This window comes from Allobosea sp. NPDC003192 (genome assembly GCF_050275675.1).
GTDB lineage: Bacteria > Pseudomonadota > Alphaproteobacteria > Rhizobiales > Beijerinckiaceae > Allobosea.
Window position 1 is genome coordinate 208066 of the sequence record NZ_JBNNPK010000007.1, and the last position, 22258, is coordinate 230323.

At 66.6% G+C, this 22258-nt stretch carries 16 protein-coding genes and 3 tRNA genes; 13 read left to right on the forward strand and 6 right to left on the reverse strand.

The features are described 5' to 3' along the window. Positions 1-86: 86 nt before the first annotated feature. Entirely contained in the window at positions 87-542 is a 456-nt protein-coding gene (queF, locus tag ACQKLX_RS12310) for a preQ(1) synthase (RefSeq protein WP_092154312.1), read from the forward strand. Between the two features lie 59 nt (positions 543-601). Here the strand turns inward: queF and ACQKLX_RS12315 are convergent, their stop codons facing one another. The 3 genes from ACQKLX_RS12315 to ACQKLX_RS12325 all read right to left on the reverse strand — a co-directional run bounded on the left by ACQKLX_RS12315 (position 602) and on the right by ACQKLX_RS12325 (position 4184). Further along, complete coding sequence (locus tag ACQKLX_RS12315; RefSeq protein ID WP_427361861.1) at positions 602-1822, reverse strand: MFS transporter; 1221 nt, start codon at positions 1820-1822, stop codon at positions 602-604. Next, positions 1815-2684, reverse strand: coding sequence for a 3-deoxy-8-phosphooctulonate synthase (kdsA, locus tag ACQKLX_RS12320; protein ID WP_427361862.1), 870 nt, complete (start codon positions 2682-2684; stop codon positions 1815-1817). Before kdsA ends, ACQKLX_RS12315 begins: the two co-directional genes overlap by 8 nt. A 66-nt stretch (positions 2685-2750) precedes the next feature. Beyond that, positions 2751-4184, reverse strand: coding sequence for a multicopper oxidase family protein (locus ACQKLX_RS12325; RefSeq protein WP_427361863.1), 1434 nt, complete (start codon positions 4182-4184; stop codon positions 2751-2753). Positions 4185-4351: 167 nt separating this feature from the next. Between ACQKLX_RS12325 and ACQKLX_RS12330 the strand changes: the two genes are divergently transcribed. The 5 genes from ACQKLX_RS12330 to lon all read left to right on the forward strand — a co-directional run bounded on the left by ACQKLX_RS12330 (position 4352) and on the right by lon (position 11074). Then, positions 4352-4436: transfer RNA gene (locus ACQKLX_RS12330), tRNA-Leu, on the forward strand. Between the two features lie 84 nt (positions 4437-4520). After that, positions 4521-5954: a trigger factor gene (gene tig / locus ACQKLX_RS12335; protein ID WP_427361864.1), complete on the forward strand. Its 1434-nt coding sequence runs from the start codon at positions 4521-4523 to the stop codon at positions 5952-5954. A gap of 143 nt (positions 5955-6097) precedes the next feature. Then, on the forward strand, positions 6098-6718 hold the full coding sequence (locus tag ACQKLX_RS12340) for an ATP-dependent Clp protease proteolytic subunit (RefSeq protein ID WP_346363876.1): 621 nt from the start codon (positions 6098-6100) through the stop codon (positions 6716-6718). 324 nt (positions 6719-7042) lie between these two features. Next, positions 7043-8311: an ATP-dependent Clp protease ATP-binding subunit ClpX gene (clpX, locus tag ACQKLX_RS12345; RefSeq protein ID WP_427361865.1), complete on the forward strand. Its 1269-nt coding sequence runs from the start codon at positions 7043-7045 to the stop codon at positions 8309-8311. Positions 8312-8647: 336 nt separating this feature from the next. Beyond that, positions 8648-11074, forward strand: coding sequence for an endopeptidase La (lon, locus tag ACQKLX_RS12350; RefSeq protein ID WP_427361866.1), 2427 nt, complete (start codon positions 8648-8650; stop codon positions 11072-11074). Positions 11075-11188: 114 nt separating this feature from the next. On the opposite strand, the gene ACQKLX_RS12355 is transcribed toward lon, so the two are convergent. Beyond that, positions 11189-11264, reverse strand: a tRNA-Val gene (locus ACQKLX_RS12355). A gap of 313 nt (positions 11265-11577) precedes the next feature. Here ACQKLX_RS12355 and ACQKLX_RS12360 point away from each other — a divergent pair. Beyond that, a tRNA-Asp gene (locus ACQKLX_RS12360) sits at positions 11578-11654 on the forward strand. 120 nt (positions 11655-11774) lie between these two features. On the opposite strand, the gene ACQKLX_RS12365 is transcribed toward ACQKLX_RS12360, so the two are convergent. Further along, positions 11775-13274, reverse strand: a complete 1500-nt coding sequence (locus ACQKLX_RS12365) for a M81 family metallopeptidase (protein WP_427361867.1) — start codon at positions 13272-13274, stop codon at positions 11775-11777. Between the two features lie 184 nt (positions 13275-13458). Here ACQKLX_RS12365 and ACQKLX_RS12370 point away from each other — a divergent pair, with 184 nt between their 5' ends. From ACQKLX_RS12370 to ACQKLX_RS12395, 6 genes are all read left to right on the forward strand, one after another. Beyond that, a complete protein-coding gene (locus ACQKLX_RS12370; protein WP_427361868.1) occupies positions 13459-14919 on the forward strand; it encodes a M81 family metallopeptidase in 1461 nt (486 codons plus the stop codon). Beyond that, the gene (locus ACQKLX_RS12375; protein WP_427361869.1) at positions 14910-16214 is read left to right on the forward strand and encodes an alanine racemase; all 1305 of its coding nucleotides are present in this window, start codon (positions 14910-14912) and stop codon (positions 16212-16214) included. The genes ACQKLX_RS12370 and ACQKLX_RS12375 overlap by 10 nt, the downstream gene beginning before the upstream one ends. A 186-nt stretch (positions 16215-16400) precedes the next feature. After that, positions 16401-17909 (forward strand): M81 family metallopeptidase, encoded by a 1509-nt coding sequence (locus ACQKLX_RS12380; protein WP_427361870.1) that lies wholly within the window; start codon positions 16401-16403, stop codon positions 17907-17909. Positions 17910-17944: 35 nt separating this feature from the next. Then, positions 17945-19483 carry an ABC transporter substrate-binding protein gene (locus ACQKLX_RS12385; RefSeq protein ID WP_427361871.1) on the forward strand — a complete coding sequence of 513 codons (1539 nt, stop codon included), beginning with the start codon at positions 17945-17947 and terminating at the stop codon, positions 19481-19483. Positions 19484-19538: 55 nt separating this feature from the next. Continuing rightward, positions 19539-20417, forward strand: a complete 879-nt coding sequence (locus ACQKLX_RS12390) for an ABC transporter permease (RefSeq protein ID WP_427361872.1) — start codon at positions 19539-19541, stop codon at positions 20415-20417. Continuing rightward, entirely contained in the window at positions 20414-21361 is a 948-nt protein-coding gene (locus ACQKLX_RS12395; protein WP_427361873.1) for an ABC transporter permease, read from the forward strand. The genes ACQKLX_RS12390 and ACQKLX_RS12395 overlap by 4 nt, the downstream gene beginning before the upstream one ends. A gap of 8 nt (positions 21362-21369) precedes the next feature. Here ACQKLX_RS12395 and ACQKLX_RS12400 read toward each other — a convergent pair whose 3' ends face one another. Further along, entirely contained in the window at positions 21370-22152 is a 783-nt protein-coding gene (locus ACQKLX_RS12400; protein WP_427361874.1) for an IclR family transcriptional regulator, read from the reverse strand. Positions 22153-22258 lie beyond the last annotated feature (106 nt).

Below are 22258 nucleotides of genomic sequence, written 5' to 3' on the forward strand. Positions count from 1 at the left end.
CGGTGGCGTTTATCCGGGCCCGGCATTAAAAGCCGCGGCAACTCAGCGCCCGTCATCGACGGGCGCCACTTGTTCAGGATGACGCCATGACCATCGACGCCTCGACCCTCCAGCTCGGCAAGGCAAGCGAACTGCCACGCTCGCCGGAGGAAGCCCGCCTCGACCGCGTGCCGAACCCGCATGCCGGTACAGACTATCTCGCCCGCTTCACCTGCCCGGAATTCACCTCGATCTGCCCGGTCACCGGCCAGCCCGATTTCGGCATCCTGGTGATCGACTATCTGCCGGGTGACTGGCTGGTCGAATCGAAGTCGCTCAAGCTCTATCTCGGTGCCTTCCGTAACCACGGAGCCTTCCACGAGGACTGCACCGTCGGGATCGGCAAGACGCTGGTCGAGCTGCTAGAGCCGAAATGGTTCCGCATCGGCGGCTACTGGTATCCGCGCGGTGGCATCCCGATCGACGTCTTTTTCCAGACTGGCGAGCCGCCCAAGGGCCTGTGGCTGCCCGACCAAGGTGTGGCGCCCTATCGCGGGCGCTGAGGAGCTTGCCGCCGAAAAGTGCGAAGCGGTTTTCGGACTACGGCACGCTCAAGAGCAACTCAGGTTCTGCTGCCGGAGAGCGGCATGATGCGCGGTGCCAGCACGCCAAGTACCGCGATGCCGGCCGCGAAGATCAGGATGGCGCCGCTGGTGCCGAACAGGTGCAAGGCGGCGCCCATCAGCACCGGCCCGAGCGCATGGCCGCAGAACAGCGCACAGGCGAACAGCGCGACGGCCGAGCCGCGCGCGGTCGGCGCGAGCTCGGTCGCCTGTGCCTGGAAGGTGCCGTGCATCAGGAAGAAGCCGAATCCGCTCAGCGTGAAGATCGCGATGGCGCTCCACCAGGGCAGGAAGTGCAGCGAGAACAAGGCGTAGGCCAGGCCCATGACGATGCCGCCCAGGGTGGTCATCCGGGTCGGGCCGAGCCGCTCGACCAGGATGCGGGTCAGCACGCCATAGATGATGCCGCCGAGCCCGGTGCCGGCGATGACGAGGCCGGCCTGCGACGGGCCAACATCGGCGCGCTCCCGCAGGATCGCGGCGATATAGGGCGGCATGCCGAAGATCAGGCTGCCCTCGACCACGACGAGGCCATAAAGCAGCTTCGAACGCGGATTGGCGAAGACGGCGGCATAGCTCGCCAGCGCGGTCTTGAAGCTGAGCGGCGGCCGCAGCGCGTTTGGTCTCGGCTTCAGCACCAGCACGACCAGGATCGCGGCGATTCCGGCGATCGCGCCCGCCATCACGAAGACATAGCGCCAGCCGAGATGCTCGGCGATCAGCCCGGAGCAGGCGGCGCCGACCATCTGCCCGACGATCATCAACACGAGGAAGCGGCCGAGCATGATCTGCCGCTCGGCCATGGGGGCGCGGTCGCCGATCGCCGCCATCGCGACGGGAATGACGCCGCCGGCCGCGACGCCGGCGATCGTGCGGACCCCCGTCAGTATCTCGAACGAGCCGGCGAGGCCGGCGACGAGCGATAGCAGGGCTAGCGCGCCGAGGCAGATCGCGATCGTCCTGAGCTTGCCGATCGAATCGGCGATAGGGCCGAGGAAGGGCTGACCGACGGCATAGGCGAAAGCGAAGGCTGTCGCGACCGCGGCGACCTGGGCGATGCTGCGCGTGAACTCCACCGCCAGTGTCGGCACCAGCGGATCGAGCAGGCGCATGGTGAAGGTCGAGGCGAAGCCGCACGCCCCGAGCACGAGGATGAGCGACTTCAGCGAGCTTTGCGGTGGCGCAGCGGGAGGAATCGGACTGGTGGGCGTCTCAGACATACGCCAGCGTAGAATGCGCCTTGCGCTTGGCAAGCCGATCGAACTCTTGCAGCTCTGCAATCAGCGCATGGAAGTCGCGCAGCGGCACCATGTTCGGCCCGTCTGAGGGGGCATTGTCGGGGTCGGGATGGGTCTCGATGAAGACGCCTGCGACGCCGACCGCGACCGCAGCACGCGCCAGCACCGGCACGAATTCGCGCTGGCCGCCGCTGGAGGCGCCCTTGCCGCCGGGTTGCTGCACCGAATGGGTGGCGTCGAAGATCACGGGAGCGCCGATCTCGGCCATGATCGGCAGGGCACGCATGTCGGTGACTTGCGTGTTGTAGCCGAAGGAGACGCCGCGCTCGGTCAGCATCACATTGGGATTGCCGCTCTCGGTCACCTTGGCGGCGACGTTGACCATGTCCCAGGGAGCCAGGAACTGGCCCTTCTTGACGTTGACGACGCGGCCGGTCCTGGCGGCTGCGACGAGCAGGTCGGTCTGCCGGCACAGGAAGGCCGGGATCTGCAGCACGTCGACCACCTCGGCCACCGGCGCGCACTGGCTGGCGTCATGCACATCGGTCAGCACGGGCAGGCCGGTGCGTTCGCGGATTTCCGCGAAGACGGGCAGGGCGGCGTCCAGCCCCACGCCGCGCTGGCCCTTCACGCTGGTGCGGTTGGCCTTGTCGAAGGAGGTCTTGAAGACGAGGCCGATGCCGAGTTTGTCGGAAACCTCCTTCAGCGCCAGCGCGACCTCGAGCGCGTGGTCGCGGCTCTCCATCTGGCAGGGGCCGGCGATCAAGGCGAGCGGCAGCCCGTTGCCGAAGCGGACGGGCTTGGCGAGGTCGGCACCCACGGTGACGATGGCGTTGGCAGTCATGGCGGGCTCCTTGCTCAAGGCCGCCGATTTAGAAGCGGCCCGCCGTCGTGACAAGCCGACGTTGCGTCACGTCACCTCGAACCAGCTCCACAAGCCGCGGTCGAAGCGCTCCAGCACGGTCGAGGAGATCAGCCAGCGCCCGGGATTGTCGGCGATGAAGGCGACGTGCAGGCGCTTGCCCTCGGGAATCTGCACCGTGTCGAGGAAATAGGGCTCCCAGCCGTCGTCGAGCGGGTGCAGCAGGCGGAAGCTGTGGCCGTGGACATGCAGCGGCTGCAGGAAGGCGGTCTTGTTGGTGATGGCGATCACCACCGGCGATCCGCGCTTGACGCTGAACAGCGGCTTAGCCCTTGGGTCGCCCTGGCCGCCATTGATCGTCCAGGGCTTCGCAAGGTCGAGCCCCGTGAGATCGAGCTTGTTGTCCGGTGTGATTTTCGCGCCGCCCTCGATGATCATTTCGCTGCGCCGGGCGTCCTGGAGCCGCACCGCTGCGGGCAGCGCCGGATTGAGCGGCATTCCGGTGATCGCCGGGCGCGCCGACTTGGCCATGCCCTCGCTGACAAAGCGCACCAGCGGCACGCCGGGGCCGATCAGGGCGGTGACGCTTGCGGCGGCGCCGGCCGTCTCCGGCATATCGAAGATCACGTCGTAGCGCGTGCCCGGTGCGAAGGGCAGTTGTGCCCGGACCGGCTCGAAGGTGTCGGTCGGCTGGCCGTCGACCGCCGCGACGAAGGCCTTCATCTCGTCGAAGCGCAGCCGCATGATCCGGGCATTGCAGGCATTGGCGAGCCGCAGGCGGACGCGGGAGCTCGGCGGCAGCCTGATTGGCAGCGGCGGTGGCTTGCCGTTGACGGTCAGCCAGCTGCCGAGGCGGCCGGCGGCAGCGCCGTCCTGCCCGTCGGCCGCGAAAGGCAGGAGCTTCTGGTCGTCGCTGAGCAGCCAGTCGCCGATCAGGGTCGGCAGATCGAGATCGACCGCGGGAGGTTCCTTCTCCTCGACGATCAACACGCCGGAAAGCCCGCGCCCGGCCGGCTCGGACGAGCCGCCGAGCAGCATCGGTCGGTAGAGGAAGGTGCCGGAATCGGGCGGCGTCAGGCGGTATTCGAACTGCCCACCTGGCGGCACCGGCTCCTGGCTGAAGCCGCCGACGCCGTCCATGGCGTGGTCGGCGCGCAGGCCATGCCAGTGCAGCGAGAGCGGCTTGTCGGTGCGATTCTGCAGATTGAGCTTCAGGGTCTCGCCGTGTTTCACCTTGAGCACGGGGCCAGGGGCCGCGCCGTCGAAGGCCCAGATCTCGGTTTCGGGCGCCGGCGCCGGCCGCAGGCGTAGTTTCGAGGACGCCGCGACGAGTTCACGCGCAGCGCCGGCCGAAGCCGCCGGCGCCTGTTGTGCCAGGGCGGACAGCGGCGAGAGCAAGGTCGCGAACCCGGCGCCCTGCGCGATGACCCGGCGGCGGCTGGGATGAGGGCTCGAAGGCGTCGGCGAAGCGTCTTTGCTCATGCTCGGGACATAGCTGGACGGGGCGTTTCTGGCGAGCGCAAAGGCATGCGGGAGCGGCCTTCGCAGAAATGTCGCATTTTTTTGCTGCATGACGCGCCCGAAATGCTATAGCGGCGCGGCCTAACGGTGCTGCTGTCGCGACGACCGCGGTGCGGCGCACCAGGTCGGCGGGCGTGGCGGAATTGGTAGACGCAGCGGATTTAGGTTCCGCCGGCGCAAGTCGTGGGGGTTCGAGTCCCTTCGCCCGCACCAGGATCGAGTTTCGTGAGCGCGGCGGCGGATCCCCGGCGTCGCGCTTTGGACATTGAAGTAAAGAGCTGTTGGCGGATCAGAACGATGAACGTGACCGAAACCCTGTCCCAGGGCCTCAAGCGCGAATTTCAGGTGGTGCTGAACGCCACCGACCTCAAGACCAGGCTGGATGACGGCCTTGCCGGCCTGCAGGGCAAGGCCCGCATCAACGGCTTCCGCCCCGGCAAGGTCCCGGTCGGCCATCTGCGCCGGCTCTATGGCCGCTCGGTCATGGCCGATGTCGTCCAGAACGCCGTCAACGAGGCGAACCAGAAGATCGTCACGGATAACGGCCTGAAGCTCGCCTTCGAGCCGCAGATCAAGTTCCCCGAGGACAAGGACGAGATCGAGGCCGCGATGGAGGCCAAGGGCGATCTCGCCTTCACCGTTGCGCTCGAGGTGCTGCCGAAGATCGAGGTCGTCGACGTCTCCGATGTCGCGCTCGACAAGCCGGTCGCCGAGGTCCCTGAGGCCGATGTCGACGCCGCGCTGGAGCGCATGGCCTCGCAGAACCGCAGCTTCGAGTCGAAGAAGGACGGCGCCAAGGCCGCCAAGGGCGACCGCCTGCTGATCTCCTTCGTCGGCACGCTCGAGGGCAAGCCTTTCGATGGCGGCACCGGCTCGGAAATCCCGCTCGAGCTCGGCGCCGGCCAGTTCATCCCGGGCTTCGAGGAACAGCTCGAGGGCGTCAAGAAGGGCGAGCAGCGCACCGTATCGGTGACCTTCCCCGAGAACTACACCGCGACCCATCTCGCCGGTAAGCCGGCCGAGTTCGCCGTCACGGTCGACGACGTCCAGGCTCCCGGCGCGCTGAAGATCGACGACGAGCTCGCCAAGGGCTTCGGCATGGAGTCGCTCGAGGCGCTCAAGACCGCGATCCGCGAGCAGATCGGCCGCGAGTTCGGCGAGCAGTCACGCCGCAAGGTCAAGAAGGCGCTGCTCGATGCCCTCGACGGCAAGTACAGCTTCGAGCTGCCGCCGACCCTGGTCGAGCAGGAGTTCGCCGCTGTCTGGAGCCAGGTCGAGGCGGACATGAAGAACGCCAACAAGACCTTCGCCGACGAGAACACCACCGAGGACGAGGCTCGCGCCGAGTATCGCAAGATCGCCGAGCGCCGCGTCCGCCTCGGCCTGGTGCTGGCCGAGATCGGCGAGCAGGCCAAGGTCCAGATCTCGGATGACGAGGTGACGCAGGCCCTGATCCAGCGCGCCCGCCAGTTCCCGGGCCAGGAGAAGGAAGTCTGGGAGTTCTACCGCAAGAACCCGCAGGCGCTCGCCGAGATCCGCGCCCCGATCTTCGAGGAGAAGGTCGTCGACCACCTGCTCGGCCAGGTGAAGGTCTCCGACAAGTCGGTCTCGCGCGAGGCGCTCTTCGCCGATGACGAGGACGAGGGCGCCGCCGAGGCCAAGCCGAAGGCCGCCAAGGCGAAGAAGGCCAAGAAGGCTGCGACTGAGGCGGCGGACGAGGCTTCGGCCTGATCCTCACCACCTGATCCAGGATGTCGGCGCCGCCTGCACTCTGCTGGCGGCGTTTCCCTTTTCAGCTGCCGCCGGCATGCTTATGTGGGGTTTCGCCGATCCCGGCTGATTCCCGCCCGCTTTGACCTCAAGGACCGACGATGATGCGTGACCCGATCGAGACCTATAACAATCTCGTCCCGATGGTGGTCGAGCAGTCGAGCCGCGGCGAGCGCGCCTTCGACATCTATTCGCGCCTGCTGCGCGAGCGCATCATCTTCCTGACCGGTCCTGTCGAGGACTACTCGGCATCGCTGATCGTGGCGCAGCTCCTGTTCCTCGAAGCCGAGAACCCGAAGAAGGAAATCTCCTTCTACATCAACTCGCCCGGCGGCGTGGTCACCTCGGGCCTGTCGATCTACGACACCATGCAGTTCATCCGCTGCCCGGTGACGACGCTCTGCGTCGGCCAGGCGGCCTCGATGGGCTCGCTGCTGCTGACCGCCGGCGCCAAGGACATGCGCTTTGCGCTGCCGAACGCCCGCATCATGGTCCACCAGCCCTCCGGCGGCTTCCAGGGCCAGGTCACCGACATCCTGATCCATGCTCGCGAGGTCGAGAGCCTGAAGCGGCGCCTGAACGAAATCTACGTCAAGCACACCGGCCGCTCCTACGAGGACATCGAGGGGGCGCTGGAGCGCGACAATTTCATGACCGCCGACCAGGCCAAGGAGTTCGGGCTGATCGACAAGGTCATCGACAAGCGCGCGGACGAGGCGGCCTGAGCATCGGCCCGAAAAGTGGGCACCGGTTTTCGGACAAAGCCGATGCCCCACAAAGGCCGCCCAAAGGTACACGCGCCTGTGGGTTGGCGAGCGGCTCCCGAAGGGCCATATTGCCTTGAGACTAGGCCCCATGTTTGCATGGGGCATCTGAAGGGCGCGGTAAGGCGCTCGAGCGGTCCGATTTTGGGTCAGTTTCGTCGCCGCCTGCGCCAGAGCGACGCGTTAACCTAATAATCGTGATCTGAGCGCCTATTATGACGGGGAGACGACATCAGCCCGCCGTTTTTCGGTGGCGGATTTCGACCTCCGAGATGGAGAATCACGATGAGTAAGGCCAGCGGCGGCGATTCCAAGAGCACGCTCTACTGCTCCTTCTGCGGCAAGAGCCAGCACGAGGTCCGCAAGCTGATCGCGGGCCCGACCGTGTTCATCTGCGATGAATGCGTCGAGCTCTGCATGGACATTATCCGCGAGGAGTCGAAGTCCGCGCTGGTGAAGTCCAAGGACGGCGTGCCGACCCCGAAGGAGATCCGCAAGGTTCTCGACGATTACGTCATCGGTCAGGACCACGCCAAGAAGGTCCTCTCGGTCGCGGTCCACAACCACTACAAGCGGCTCAGCCACGCGACGAAGCACAACGACGTCGAGCTGGCGAAGTCGAACATCCTGCTGATCGGGCCGACCGGCTCGGGCAAGACGCTGCTCGCGCAGACGCTCGCCCGCATCCTCGACGTCCCGTTCACCATGGCCGATGCGACAACGCTGACCGAGGCCGGCTATGTCGGCGAAGACGTCGAGAACATCATCCTGAAGCTGCTCCAGGCCTCCGACTACAATGTCGAGCGGGCCCAGCGCGGCATCGTCTACATCGACGAGATCGACAAGATCAGCCGCAAGTCGGACAATCCCTCGATCACCCGCGACGTCTCAGGCGAGGGCGTGCAGCAGGCGCTGCTGAAGATCATGGAGGGCACCGTCGCCTCCGTGCCGCCGCAGGGCGGGCGCAAGCATCCGCAGCAGGAGTTCCTGCAGGTCGACACCACCAACATCCTGTTCATCTGCGGCGGCGCCTTCGCCGGGCTGGACAAGATCATTTCCGGCCGCGGCAAGGGCACCTCGATCGGCTTCGGCGCGACCGTGAAGGCTCCCGACGACCGGCGCACCGGTGCGATCTTCCGCGAGGTCGAGCCGGAGGACCTGCTCAAGTTCGGCCTGATCCCGGAATTCGTCGGCCGCCTGCCGGTACTGGCGACGCTGGAGGATCTCGACGAAGCCGCGCTCAAGACCATCCTCACCGAGCCGAAGAACGCGCTGGTCAAGCAGTATCAGCGCCTGTTCGAGATGGAGGACACCGAGCTCACCTTCACCGACGAGGCGGTCAGCCTGATCGCCCGCAAGGCGATCGAGCGCAAGACCGGCGCCCGCGGCCTGCGCTCGATCATGGAAGGCATCCTGCTCGAGACCATGTACGAACTGCCGGGGCTGGAAGGCGTCGAGCAGGTCGTCATCGGACCCGAGGCGGTCGAATCCAAGTCGCGCCCGCTGTTCATCTATGCGGACCGCGAAGAAGAGGCCAAGTCGGCCTCGGCCTGAGCGAAGCCGGATTCTGGTTCAATTCGGAACGCGCGCCTGTTGGCGCGCGTTTTGCGTTGTGAGCCTTGGTGGATACGACTGCCCGGACATTGTTTTCGCCTTGCCGGATCCCTCACGGCCTCGTGTGCCGGCGGCGGCGGAAGCTGTGGTGGACTTCGCGTCGCCGTCGCTTGAAAGCCGGCGTCGAAACATCCACCTTAGGATCACCTGCGAGACTCGCGTGCCTGTCGAGGGCGCGGTTCGCGGGGGCGCCTGGCGCGAATGGTCGCGCCGCGCGGTACGTCCGCTCGATTGCCTTTCCAGGGGTCGGCCGGGCGAAAACTTGAAGGACTAGACATGACTGGCTCGACGCCCCGCGCTCCGCTCGTCCCCGGCACGACCGACACCTATCCGGTCCTGCCGCTGCGCGACATCGTCGTCTTTCCGCACATGATCGTGCCGCTCTTCGTCGGCCGCGAGAAGTCCATTCGCGCGCTCGAGGAGGTGGTCAAGAACGATGGCCTGATCCTGCTCGCCACGCAGAAGAACGCCGGCGATGATGATCCGGAAACCGGCGACATCTATGAAATCGGCACGCTCGCCCGCGTGCTGCAGCTGCTCAAGCTGCCCGACTCGACCGTGAAGGTGCTCGTCGAGGGCATCGGCCGGGCCAAGGCGACGACCTATACCGCGACCGACAACTTCTACGAGGCTCAGGCCGAGGCGCTGGCCGAGGAGGCTGGCAAGAAGGTCGAGGTCGAGGCGCTCGCCCGCTCGGTCGTCAGCGAGTTCGAGAACTATGTGAAGCTCAACAAGAAGATCTCGCCCGAGATCGTCGCGGCGGTCTCCCAGATCGACGAGCCGGCCAAGCTCGCCGACACGGTCGCCTCGCATCTCGCGGTCAAGATCGCCGACCGGCAGGCCGTGCTCGAGGTGATGAACGTCGCCCACCGGCTCGAGAAGGTGCTCTCCCTGATGGAGAGCGAAATGTCGGTGCTGCAGGTCGAGAAGCGCATCCGCTCGCGCGTCAAGCGCCAGATGGAGAAGACCCAGCGCGAGTACTATCTCAACGAGCAGATGAAGGCGATCCAGAAGGAGCTGGGCGACGGCGAGGAAGGCCGCGACGAGCTGGCCGAGCTGGAAGAGCGCATCGCCAAGACCAAGCTGACCAAGGAAGCGCGCGACAAGGCGCTGGCCGAGGTCAAAAAGCTCCGGCAGATGTCGCCGATGTCGGCCGAGGCCACGGTCGTGCGCAACTATCTCGACTGGCTGCTCGGCATACCCTGGGGCAAGAAGTCGAAGATCAAGAAGGACCTCGCCGCGGCCCAGCAGGTGCTCGACGACGATCACTTCGGCCTCGACAAGGTCAAGGACCGCATCGTCGAATATCTCGCCGTGCAGCAGCGCGCCAACCGGCTCGCTGGCCCGATCCTGTGCCTCGTCGGCCCTCCGGGCGTCGGCAAGACCTCGCTCGGCAAGTCGATCGCCAAGGCGACCGGCCGCGAGTTCGTGCGCATGTCGCTGGGCGGCGTGCGTGACGAGGCCGAGATCCGCGGTCACCGCCGCACCTATATCGGCTCGATGCCCGGCAAGATCATCCAGTCGATGAAGAAGGCCAAGACCTCGAACCCGCTCATCCTGCTCGACGAGATCGACAAGATGGGCCAGGACTTCCGCGGCGACCCGTCGGCGGCCCTGCTCGAGGTGCTCGATCCCGAGCAGAACTCGACCTTCAACGACCATTACCTCGAGGTCGACTATGACTTGTCGAACGTGATGTTCGTGACCACGGCGAACACGCTGAACATCCCGCCGGCCCTGCTGGACCGGATGGAGGTGATCCGTATCGCCGGCTACACCGAGGACGAGAAGGCCGAGATCGCGCGCCGCCACCTGATCCCGGGGGCGATCGCCAAGCACGGCCTGCAGTCCAAGGAATGGTCGATCGACGACGAGGCCCTGACGACGCTGGTCCGGCGCTATACCCGCGAGGCCGGTGTCCGTAACCTCGAGCGCGAGATCGCCAACACCGTCCGCAAGGCGGTGAAGGAGATCGTGCTGACCAAGAAGAAGAAGGTCGCGGTCACGCCGGCGGTGCTGGAGGACTATCTCGGCCCGCCGCGCTATCGCTATGGCATGGCGGAGACCGAGGATCAGGTCGGTGTCGTCACCGGCCTGGCCTGGACCGAGGTCGGCGGCGAGATGCTGACGATCGAAGGCGTGATGATGCCCGGCAAGGGCAAGATGACCGTCACCGGCAATCTGCGCGACGTGATGAAGGAATCGATCTCGGCGGCGGCGTCCTATGTCCGCTCCCGCGCCATCGATTTCGGCATCGAGCCGCCGCTGTTCGACCGGCGCGACATCCACGTCCACCTTCCCGAAGGGGCAACCCCGAAGGACGGTCCGTCGGCCGGCATCGGCATGGCGACGGCGATCGTCTCGGTCATGACGGGCATCCCGGTCCGTCGTGACGTCGCCATGACCGGCGAGGTCACGTTGCGGGGCAGGGCTCTGCCGATCGGCGGCCTGAAGGAGAAGCTGTTGGCGGCGCTTCGCGGCGGCATCAAGAAGGTGCTGATCCCCGAGGACAACGCCAAGGATCTGGTCGATCTGCCCCAGTCCGTGAAGAACGGGCTCGAGATCGTCCCGGTCTCGCGGATGGACCAGGTGCTGCAGCACGCGCTGGTGCGCCAGCCGACGCCGATCGTTTGGGAAGAGGACCTCAAGGCGACCCCCAAGGCCGCCGAGGACGATGCCGCCGCAGGCGTCGTCGCCCACTGAGCCCAGCGCTCGCGAAGATAAAGGGGCCGCCGGTATCCCCGGCGGCCTTTTTTATTCCGGTTCGGAAGATATGCGCGCCCTGTGGGCAGCTATGCCGCGCCAGGCCTGGCGCGCTGGTGGGCGGTGACGGGCTCGAACCGCCGACCCTCTCGGTGTAAACGAGATGCTCTACCGACTGAGCTAACCGCCCTTGTCCGCCGTTTAAGGCCATGCGGGGGTCTTCGCAAGCCGGAGGGCGGTTTCGCCCACCATTCTGTCAGCGGTTACCTGCGCACAGGATCGGAAATCACTTGCCCGAAATGGCGCCGAGATTCGCCGTCGATGGGCAAGCTCGTGAGAGGCGCTCGTGTAGCGCATCGGCTTGGGAGCCGGAGATTGCGCGATTTCTGCCCTTTTCACAGCACTTCGGCATTGATCGACATTTTGACGGCTTCGGTGCTTGACAGTCAGGGCCGGGGGCCATAATCCCAACGCCGCCGGGGACGAGTTCCTCCGCCGCCCGCGCGGGCGTAGCTCAGTTGGTTAGAGTGCCGGCCTGTCACGCCGGAGGTCGCGGGTTCGAGCCCCGTCGCCCGCGCCATTTTCAACAAACAGTTTCAGTATCTTGAAGTAGCATCTTCATGTTGTGTCGAAGCTGTCTCGATGCAGCTTTGCTTCCTCCCCACGTTGAGAACGTGTTCCTGTCGTTTGCCACAGGTCGTCAGGCAGACGTGTCGTCGATAGGAAAGACGCCAGGCCGCAGCCGCTTGAAGGGCAAGGTCTCGATGCGGCTGGTGCAAGAGCCGGGTGTCGCCACGGTGAAGCTGCCCTTGGCTATTCTGTCATAGGCGCGCCGATGCGCCACGGCTGCCTTGACGCCGATGGCCTTGAGCTTCTCCGGTTCGATGCCTTGCGAGCGCAATTGCCCGAGATCGAAAGGCGGCGTCTTGCGGCTGGTCAGCAGGATGGTGACGCCGCCAGCCTGCACCACCACGCTCGGCCCCATGCTGAAGCGCGAGCCCTGCGATGCCGCAAGATGGCTGTTCAGGTCCTCGAGCGCGAATTCGCCATCGCTGGCGCTGACGAAGGCGGCCTCGATTTCGACCGGCCCCTCGGCGATCGCGCTGCCCTTGCCGCCGATAGAGAGTGTGCGGACCTCGCCTGGCCCGGCACCGGACATCGCTGCGACGGCGGCTGGATCGGCGATGGCGACCGCGCAGTTCTCGACGCCGTGTCGCAGGAAGGCGCGCAGCACCGAGGTGCCGTCGCCGGGCGCGCCGCCGCCGATATTGTCGGCCGGCTCCACAACGATGTAGGGCCCGCCCGGCGAGCGCAGGATCTCGGCGATGGCCTGGTCGATGTCCCATTCCGCCGGCCGGCCGAGTTCGCGCAGTTCCGTCGCCATAGCGCTCAAGCGGGCGAGTGCATCGAGGGCTGGCGCTTCCGGCCCGGTGAAGGCCACTGCGAAGGCGACGCCGGCTTCGGGAACGTCCGAGAAGGAGTAGCCGCCGACGACGTTCGCGACCCAGATCGCCGGATTCTCCTGCTCGATCCGGCGCGCCAGCGCTTCCAGGTCCTGCATCGGCCGGTCGGCCGTGCCGGTGCCGGTTGGCGGCCACATCACCGGCGCATTGCATGAGACCATGCGCGGCAGCTCGCTTTCGTTCAGGGCACGCGCCAGCAGTCCTGCCGAGCGCATAGCGGAGTCGCGTGCGTCGATGTGCGGGTTCTTGCGATAGGCGACGAGGGCATTGGCATGCTCAGCCATGGCGGCGGTGAAGTTGGCGTGCAGGTCGAAGACGCCGAAGACCGGGAGCGTCTCGCAGCCCGGCACTTTGCGGATATGGGCGAGCAATGCGCCCTCGGGATCGGGACGCTCGGTCGTGACCATGGCGCCGTGCAGCGCCAGCCAGATGCCGTCGAGGCCGCCGGAGGCAAGTGCGCTTTTCAGCCCTGCATCGAACTCATCGAGGAAGTCCGCGAACACGGCGTGATCGACGGTGCCAGCGGGCAGGGCGGTGTAGTCGATTGTCGGCACGACCTCCCAGCCTTCCGCCGCTGCGACCTCAAGGAAACCGTCCACGGTCGAACCGTCGCCCCGCCGCCGCCGCAGCTCCTCGCCCCGGCGGACGGTGAAGTCGGCGAGGCCGGTGATCTCGTCGACGAAGCTGTGCGTCTCGTGGAAGAGTGCCCCGAGCAGGATGCGGCGGCGTTGCGACATGGTCCCGGCAAGCTCCCTGCGGGCGAAGCAGCAGCATCTCGGCGGCTCGTTCGTTCTGGATCAAGCCTGCATTGTTCCATTGCAGGGAACGTGGGTCCTTTGACAGGCGAAGCCCACTCCCGGTTTCATGATCGCGCCGGCAGCCGGAGGGGCAGGCGCCGGCGCTGCTCGGGACGATATTCGCATGCGCGTCTTTACCGCCTCGCTGGCGACGGAAACCAACACTTTCGCGCCGCTCTATGTCGACCGCAGCGCCTTCGAGAGCGCCTTCTACTGCCCGCCCGGCACGCATCCGGACACGCCGACATTGTGCTCGGCCCCGATCATCGCGGCGCGCCGCCGCGCCGCCAGCGAGGGCTATGAGCTGGTCGAGGGAACGGCGACCTGGGCCGAGCCGGCGGGCCTCGTCTCGCGCGACGGCTATGAGAGCCTGCGTGACGAAATCCTGGGCCAGCTCCGGGCGGCGCTGCCGGTCGACATCGTGCTCCTCGGCCTGCACGGCGCCATGGTGGCGCAGGGCTATGACGATTGCGAAGGCGACCTGATCGCGAAGGTGCGAGCCCTCGCCGGGCCGGACTGCGTCATCGGCGCCGAACTCGACATGCACTGCCATCTCAGCGCCGAGATGGTCGAGGGCGCCGACATCATCGTCGCCTTCAAGGAATTCCCGCACACCGATTTCCTGGCCCGGGCCGAGGATTTGCTCGAGCTCTGCCTTCGGACGGCACGTGGCGAGGTGAAGCCGGTGAGCGCCGTCTTCGACTGTCGCGGCCTCGCCGCCTTCATGACCAGCCGCGAACCCGGCCGCGGCTTCGTCGATCGCATCAAGGCGGTGGAAGGCCGCGATGGCATCCTCAGCATCTCCGTCGCGCATGGCTTCCAGGCGGCCGATGTCGCCGATGTCGGCAGCAAGGTGCTGGTCATCGCCGATGGCGACGCGGCCAAAGCTGCGGCGCTGGCGAAGCGGCTCGGGCTCGAAATCCTCGGCTGGGGGCAGGGCGCTTCGCCCAGGCACTACAAGCCGGCAGAGGGCATCGCGGCGGCGATCGAACTGGCCGAGCCGGGCAAGCCTGTCGTCCTCGCCGATCGCTGGGACAATCCCGGCGGCGGCGTCGCCGGCGATTCCTCGGTGATGGTCGAGGCTTTGCTGCGTCATCCCGAAATTCCGGCGGCGATCGGCGCGCTCTGGGATCCGGTCGCGGTCAGCCTCTGCCGGGCCGCCGGCGTCGGCGCCGAGATTGCGCTGCGCTTTGCCGGCAAGGCTGCGCCGTCCTCCGGCCGGCCGATCGATGCCGTGGTGCAGGTGATCGGGACGACGGCGGATTTGCTGATCCCGTTCGAGCAGAGCTGGGTCTCGCTCGGCCCGGCGGCGGCCATCCGCATCGGCCTTCTCGACATCGTCCTGGCCTCGGCGCGCGCCCAGACCTTCAGCCCGCCGGTCTTCACCGATCTCGGCATCGACCTCGCCGCGAAGACGCTGGTCGTGGTCAAATCCTCCAACCATTTCCACGCCGCCTTCGCGCCAATCGCCGCGAGCGTGCTCTATCTCGACAGCGGCGGGCCCTATCCGCCCGACGCCAGCAAGATCCCCTATACCAAGGTCAAGCGCCCCTTCTCACCGCTGGATCCGAACCCATGGCTCTGACTGCTTCCGCCTCCCTGCCACGTCTGTCGCTGGGCGAAATCGAGGATCTGCATCTCGACGGGACGAGCAAGGGCCTGCCGTTCGGAGCATCCCTGCGGTTGTCCGATGTCGGCAAGCAGGGCTGGAACGTCCTCGCCGGCGACATGCCGCTGCCGCTCGCCGTCATCCGCGAGAGCGTGCTCAAGGCGAACAGCGCCTGGATGGGCGCTTTCACCGCCGCCAACGACCTGCTGATCGCGCCGCACGGCAAGACCACGATGGCGCCGCAGCTCTTCGACCTGCAGATCGCCGATGGCGCCTGGGCGATCACGGTCGCGACCGTGCAGCAGCTCGCCGTCTGCCGACGTTATGGCGTCAAGCGCGTCATTCTCGCCAACCAGCCGGTCGGCAGGCAGGAGATCACGGCCTGCTTCGAGGCCCTGAGGGAGCCGGGCTTCGAGCTCTACTGCCTTGCTGACAGCACCGCTGGCGTCGCGTTGCTGGCGGAGGCGGCCGCAAGGCATCGCAACGCCAACCCGCTGCGCATTCTCGTCGAGATCGGCTTCATGGGTGGGCGCACCGGTGCGCGCAGCCGCGAGGAGGCGCTGGCGGTGGCGCGCGTCATCGCCGCGTCGCCCGGCCTGCGGCTCTCCGGCTTCGAATGCTTCGAGGGGCTGCTCAGCGAGCCCAAGGCCGTCGATCGTTTGCTCGACGAAGTGGTCGCGACGGCTGCGGCGGCGGAAGCCGAGGGGCTGCTCGGCCCCGAGTCGATGGTGCTGAGTGCCGGCGGCACTTCGCTGTTCGACCGCGCCGGCGAGTGCTTCAACGCCGCGTCATTTACGCGGCCGATCCTCAAGCTGCTGCGCTCCGGCTGCTATCTCACTCATGACTCGACGACCTATACGGCCTCGTTCCGTCGGATCACCATGGAGACCAGCCTGGCGCTGCCGCCGGGCGGGCTGGAGCCGGCGCTGGAAGTCTGGGCCTATGTCCAGTCGCGGCCCGAGCGCGGCCGCAGCCTGCTCACCGTCGGCAAGCGCGACATCAGCTTCGATTCCGGCTTTCCGGTGCCGCTGCGCTGGTATCGCCCGGGCGGCGCGATGGTGCGGCCCGAGCCGATGCCGGCCGGGCACACGGTCCTCGCGCTCAACGACCAGCACTGCCATCTCGGCACGCCGCTGGAGAGCCCGCTGCAAGTCGGCGACATCGTCGCCTTCGGCATCGGCCATCCCTGCACGACCTTCGACAAATGGGGGCTGCTGATGCTGGTCGACGATGACTATCGCGTCACGGGAGCGATCCGGACCTTCTTCTGAACCTATGTTTCTTGTCGTGAAACCGGCGATCCTTGACGCGAAATAACCGCGGCAACTACGCTTTTGGCCAGGTTGCGAGCCTCCCGTCTCGGCGAATGGGCTTTGCCAAAGCGAGATTGGAGAGGTTGCGGACCACCGCATGTGATCGGTGGTCCGGCGGCGGTAGCCGATGTCCGGGAGGTCGATGTGCGTCTGGCCCTGATCCACATTGTCCAGGAGACCAACGACTTCAATCCGGTGCTGACGACGCTCGCGGATTTCCAGGCCTTCGGCCTCTATGAAGGCGAGGAGATCGCCCGGCATTTCGGCGAGATCGGCCAGATCGGTGGCCACTATGCCGCCGTCCGGGAGTCGGGTCTCGCCATCGAGACGATCCCGATCATTCGCGCCTGGGCGGTGGCGGGCGGCCGGATCTCGCGCGAGGCCTTCGACTTCTTCCAGGAGAAGATCCGGATCGGCCTCGAAGCGATCGGGCCGATCGACGGACTCGTCCTGCATCTGCACGGCGCCTGCGCCGCCGAGGGCATCGACGATGTCGAGGGCGAGCAGGCCGAGCTCTGCCGGCAGATCCTGGGACCTGATGTCCCGATCCTGCTCGGGCTCGATCATCACGCCAATGTCACCCACAAGATCATGGCCAATTGCACGGCGATCGTCGGGCATCGGACCCAGCCGCACGACGTCTTCGACACGGGCAAGGTCGGCACGCAGGTGCTGCTGCGCATCCTGACCGGAAAGCTGAAACCGATGATGGCCTGGCGCAAGATCCCGCTGCTTTCGCATCAGGAGCAGTTCCTGACCTCGAAGGGCCCGATGAAGCGCTGGTTCGACCGGGCAAGAGCGCTGGAGGCCGACCCGCGCGTGCTGCAGGCCTCGAACTATCCGATGCAGCCCTGGCTCGACGTTGCCGAGGGTGGCTGGTCGACCATCGTCGTCACCGATGGCGACCGGGCGCTCGCCGAGCGATTGGCGGATGAGCTCGCCGACCTAGCCTGGTCGATGCGCGACGATTTCCAGGTGCGGGAGGCGGTCTCGGTCGACGAGGCCGTGCGAGCCGGCGACGCTGCCGATCGGGGTATGATCGTGCTGAGCGACACCGGCGACACCGTCTTCGGCGGCGCCGCCGGCGACAGCAACCTGATTCTGGAGTCGATCCTGCGGCAGGGCACGACCAGCCGGACTCTGATCCCGCTGATCTCGCCTCAGGCGGTCGCGACGCTGGTCGCGGCCGGCGAGGGTGCCGAGGTGACCCTGCCGCTCGGCGGCGACGCGGCGATCGCCTTCTTCAGGCCGCTGACCGTGACCGGGCAGGTGCGCAAGATCGGCGGCGGCCCGGTCAAGTTGGACTACAACCACCAGCCCGAGGTCGACATGGGCCGGGTCGTCATCTTCGATGTCGGGCCGGTGACCTTGCTGATCAGCGAACTGCGCGGCGTCGCCGGCAATGTGCCGGGTGTCTACGAGGCCTTCGGCATCGATCTCGCCGACTACAAGATGGCGGTGCTCAAGACGGCCTCGAACTTCCAGTATTTCGCCCCAATCACCTCGCATGTGATCCGCGCCGACACGCGCGGGCCGGGGCAATCCGATGTCTTCACCCTGCCGTGGCAGCGCATTCCGCGGCCGGTCTATCCACTGGAAACAATAAGCGACTGGCGGGCGCATTCGTCCCAGCCGGGAGTGGGAACGGGCTGATTGTCGACCTGACAAAAAACGAGGGGAGAGCGATGATGAAGCTGTCGCGACGTCAATTCTGCATGACCGGTCTCGCTCTGGCTGGAGCAGCGCCGCTGCTGGCCACCGGCCCGGTCTCCGCCCAGCAGCTCAAGGGCGGCACCTTGCGTGTCGCGGTGCTCAGCGAACTCGCCAATTTCGACCCGCAGCAGCTCTCGACGGTCAATTTCCACGTCATCAAGAACCTCTATGACAGCCTGATCGAGTACACGCCGGAGGGAAAGCCGCAGCCGAGCCTCGCGACCGAATGGAAGATCGCGCCGGACAAGACCTCGGTCAGCCTGACCTTGCGCGACGGGGTCACCTTCCATAGCGGCGCGCCGTTCAAGTCCGATTCCGTGCTGGCGACGTTGCAGAAGGGCGCCGATCCCAAGCGTGGCAAGAACGTCTTTTCGACCATGTCGATTGTGAAGGACTGGTCGGCGCCGGACGAGCGCACGGTGGTGATCAATTTCAAGGCCCCGGCGCCCGAGCGCCAGATCCTCGATCTCCTGCAGTTCCTGATCCCGATCGAGGCCAAGGGCATCGACACGGTCGAGACGGTGCCGGCCGGCACCGGCCCTTATACGCTGGTCAGCCGCGCCGTCGGCCAGGGGCTGGTCCTCAAGGCCAACCCGAAATACTGGCGCGAGAAGCAGCCGGTCGCGCAGGATCTCGTCTTCACCGTGTTCAGCGAGGATGCTGCCGCGACCGCGGCGCTGGAATCGGGCGCGGTCGACATCGTCTATAACGGCTCCTCACGCAGCGCCGTCAGGTTGAAGGGCGCCGGCTATCAGGTCTTCGCCGGGCCGGGACCGCTGGTGCAGGTCTTCCGCATCAATTCGACGCGCGGGCCCTTCCGCAACAAGTCGTTCCGGCAGGCCTTCAATTACCTGATGGACCGCGCCAGCATCCTGCGCGTCGGCTATGCCGGCATGGGCAAGGTGGTGGCGCTGCCCTGGGCGCCGGCAAGCCCGGCCTTCGACGACAACTACACCAAGACTTACGCCTATGACCTTGAAAAGGCGAAGAAGCTGATCACAGCCTCCGGCCTTTCCGCCGATGAGATCAAGGGCTGGAAGCTGCTGGTCAACGGCAGCGACGAGGCCTCCGTGGCGATCAGCCAGATCGTGCAGGGCTCGCTGCAGAAGGTCGGAGTCCCGATCGAGCTCGACATGCGCCAGGGCGCCGAATACGTCACCGCGCTGCTCGGCGGCGACTTCGCCGCGACCTTCGGCGCGGTCGGCAATGTCCAGAAATTCCCGTCTCGGGTGACGACCAACTCGATCTACCGCACCTCCGGCAATCCGATCCTGAGGGATCCGCACCCGCATCCGGATTATGTCGCGGCGATCGCCAAGGTCGACGCCGCCGCGGGTGGCGAGGCCGAGGTCAAGGCGGCCTATGACAACCTCAATCGCGTCATGGTCGAGGACGCCTTCGGCATTCCGACCAACTCCTATGATGTCGGCCTGATCGTCGCCTCTGAGAAAATCGGCGGCATCACGCTCGACATCGACAATCTCTTCATCGCCCGCACGATCGGGTTCAAGTGAGGGGGTGGATCGGGGTCCGTCCGGCGCCTGACGTATTGCGGTTCGGCGCTTGCATATGACGGAGGCATTGGCCGCCGTGAGAGACCTGCTGCGCCGGCTGCTCGACCGGCGCGGCGGCGCCTTGAGCCTCGCCTTCCTCGCTCTGGTCGCGCTGACCGCGATCTTCGCCGACCTGCTGCCCCTCGACCCGCTGGCGCAGAGCATTGCGGATTCGCTGAAGCCGCCTTCGGCCGAGGCCTGGTTCGGCACCGACGAACTCGGCCGCGATATCCTCGCCCGGGTCGTCTATGGAGCGCGCACCTCGCTGGTCACCGCCTTCGGCGCCGTCCTGATCGCGGCGCTGATCGGGGTGCCGGTCGGGCTCGTAGCCGGCTTCTATGGCGACTGGCGCGACTCGCTGCTGATGCGCTGCATCGACGTGCTGCTCGCTCTGCCGAACATCCTCTTCGCCATGGCGCTGATCGCGGTGCTCGGCCGCAGCCAGGGCGCGGCGCTGATCGCCGTCGGCATCGCCGGCATACCGGGCTTCGCCCGCATCGCCAGGTCGCAGGTGATGGCGCTGCGCCAGCTCGATTTCGTCATGGCCGTGCGCAGCTTCGGCGGTGGGCCCGGCTACATCATGGTCCGGACCCTGCTGCCCAATATCCTCAGCCCGCTCGTGGTGCAGGCGATCGTGCTCGCCTCGATCGCGATCCTGCTCGAGGCGGCGCTCGCCTTCCTCGGCGTCGGCGTGCCGCCGCCGACGCCGAGCTGGGGCGAGATGCTGCGCACCGGCAAATCCTATCTCTACGAGGCTCCGACTTATGCCGTGCTGCCGGGTCTCGTCCTGACGCTGACCATCCTTTCATTCGATACGATCGGCCGGGCGCTCACCGCGATCCTCGACCGCGACGAGACCGATGCCTCCGGCGTGGCGATCGGAGGCCGGCGATGACGTCCTACGTCCTGCGTCGCCTCGCCCAGATGCTACCGGTGCTGCTGATCGCGTCGTTTGCGATCTTCGCGATGATCTATGCCGTGCCGGGCGGCCCGGTCGCGGTCATCGCCGGCGAGAACGCCACGGCCGAGGAAATCGCGGAGGTCACCCGGCGCTTCGGCTTCGACCGGCCGATGGTCATGCAATATGCCGACTGGCTCGGCCGGGCGCTCGCCGGTGATTTCGGCCTGTCGCTGCACAGCCGCCAATCGGTGCTCCAACTGATCGGCGAGCGGTTGCCGGCGACGCTTCAGCTCGCGCTGGCTGCCATCATCGTCGCGCTCGTCATCGGCATCCCCGTCGCGGTCGCCAGCGCAGTCAGGCCGAATTCCTGGCTCGATCGGGTGCTCAGCGGCTGGAGCGCGCTGGCGCTCGGCGTGCCGACCTTCTGGCTCGGCATCCTGCTGATCCTGCTCTTTGCCGTCGAGTTGCGCTGGCTGCCCTCGGCGTCGCGCTATGTGCCGCTCTGGCAAGCGCCGCTCGATTCTCTGCGCAGCCTTGCCCTGCCGGCACTGACGCTCGGCGTCTACGTTTCCGGCGTGCTCGGGCGCTTCCTGCGGGCCTCGCTGATCGGCGAGGCGCGGGCCGATTATGTCCGCACCGCCCGCGCCAAGGGCGTTCCGGAAAAGCGCGTCGTCGGCCTGCACATCATGCGCAATGCACTGCTGCCCTTCGTCACTATCGTCGGACTGATGATGGCGCACTTCATTGGCGGTGCGGTCGTCACCGAAGCGGTCTTCACCTATCCCGGCCTCGGGCGTTTGCTCATCCAGGCGATCACGACGCGCGACTACCCGCTGATCCAGGGCTGCATCCTGGTGATCCTGATCGCCTACATGCTGATCAACCTCGCAGTCGACATGCTCTACGCCTGGATCGATCCGCGGATCGAATACCGATGAACGCTGTCTCAAACCGCTCGCTGCGAGCCGAGATGCGCCGAGATGCCGGCCGCGATCTCGCGCAGGCGCGCGCCGGCCTTGGCCGCGAGCGAATGCGGCATCCGCATCAGTGGTGCCGAGATCGACAGCGCTGCGACCGGATAGCCGTGCTCGTCGAGGATCGGAGCGCCGATGCACATCGCGCCGTCCTCGTTCTCGCCCATCTCGGTGGCGTAGCCGGTGCGCGCCACCTGGCGCAATTGCCGCTCGATCTCCTCGCGTTCGAGCAAAGTGCGGCCGGTACGCTCGGTCAGTGGCAAGTCGAGCTGGCGCTGCCGCTCCGCCTCGGGCAGGAAGGCGAGGATCGCCTTGCCGAGCGCGGTCGAGTGCATGGGATGGCTGTCGCCGATCCGCGCCTGCATGCGCAGCGAGCGATTGGCCTCGATCAGGTCGACATAGACGATCGTGCCGTTGCCCTTCACCGCGAGGTTCACCGTCTCGTTGAACTCGTGCATCAATTCGATCATCGCCGGGCGGGCGAGGGTGCGGACCTTGCTGACGCTGGCATCGGCACGAGCGATCGAACGCATCTGCGGGCCGAGAGTGTAGCGGTCGGTCGCCCGGTTGTGGTCGAGGAACTTGGCGGCTGTCAGCGTCTGCAGATAGCGGAAGGTCGTCGTCTTCGGGATCCGCAATTCCTTGCTGACGGCGGTGAGCGCGATCTCGTGGCCGTGACGCGCGACCAGCTCCAGCACCCTCAGCGCCTTCATCACCGGCTGCACGACGTAAGGATTCTCGCTCGTCTTCGGCATGGCCGCTCCGGTCGTTTCCCGAACGATGAGCCGGCATAGCCAGCACACATGAATTCCGCAACACGAAACCGGCGTTCCTTTACGTGGACGGGCCGGTTTGGTCTGC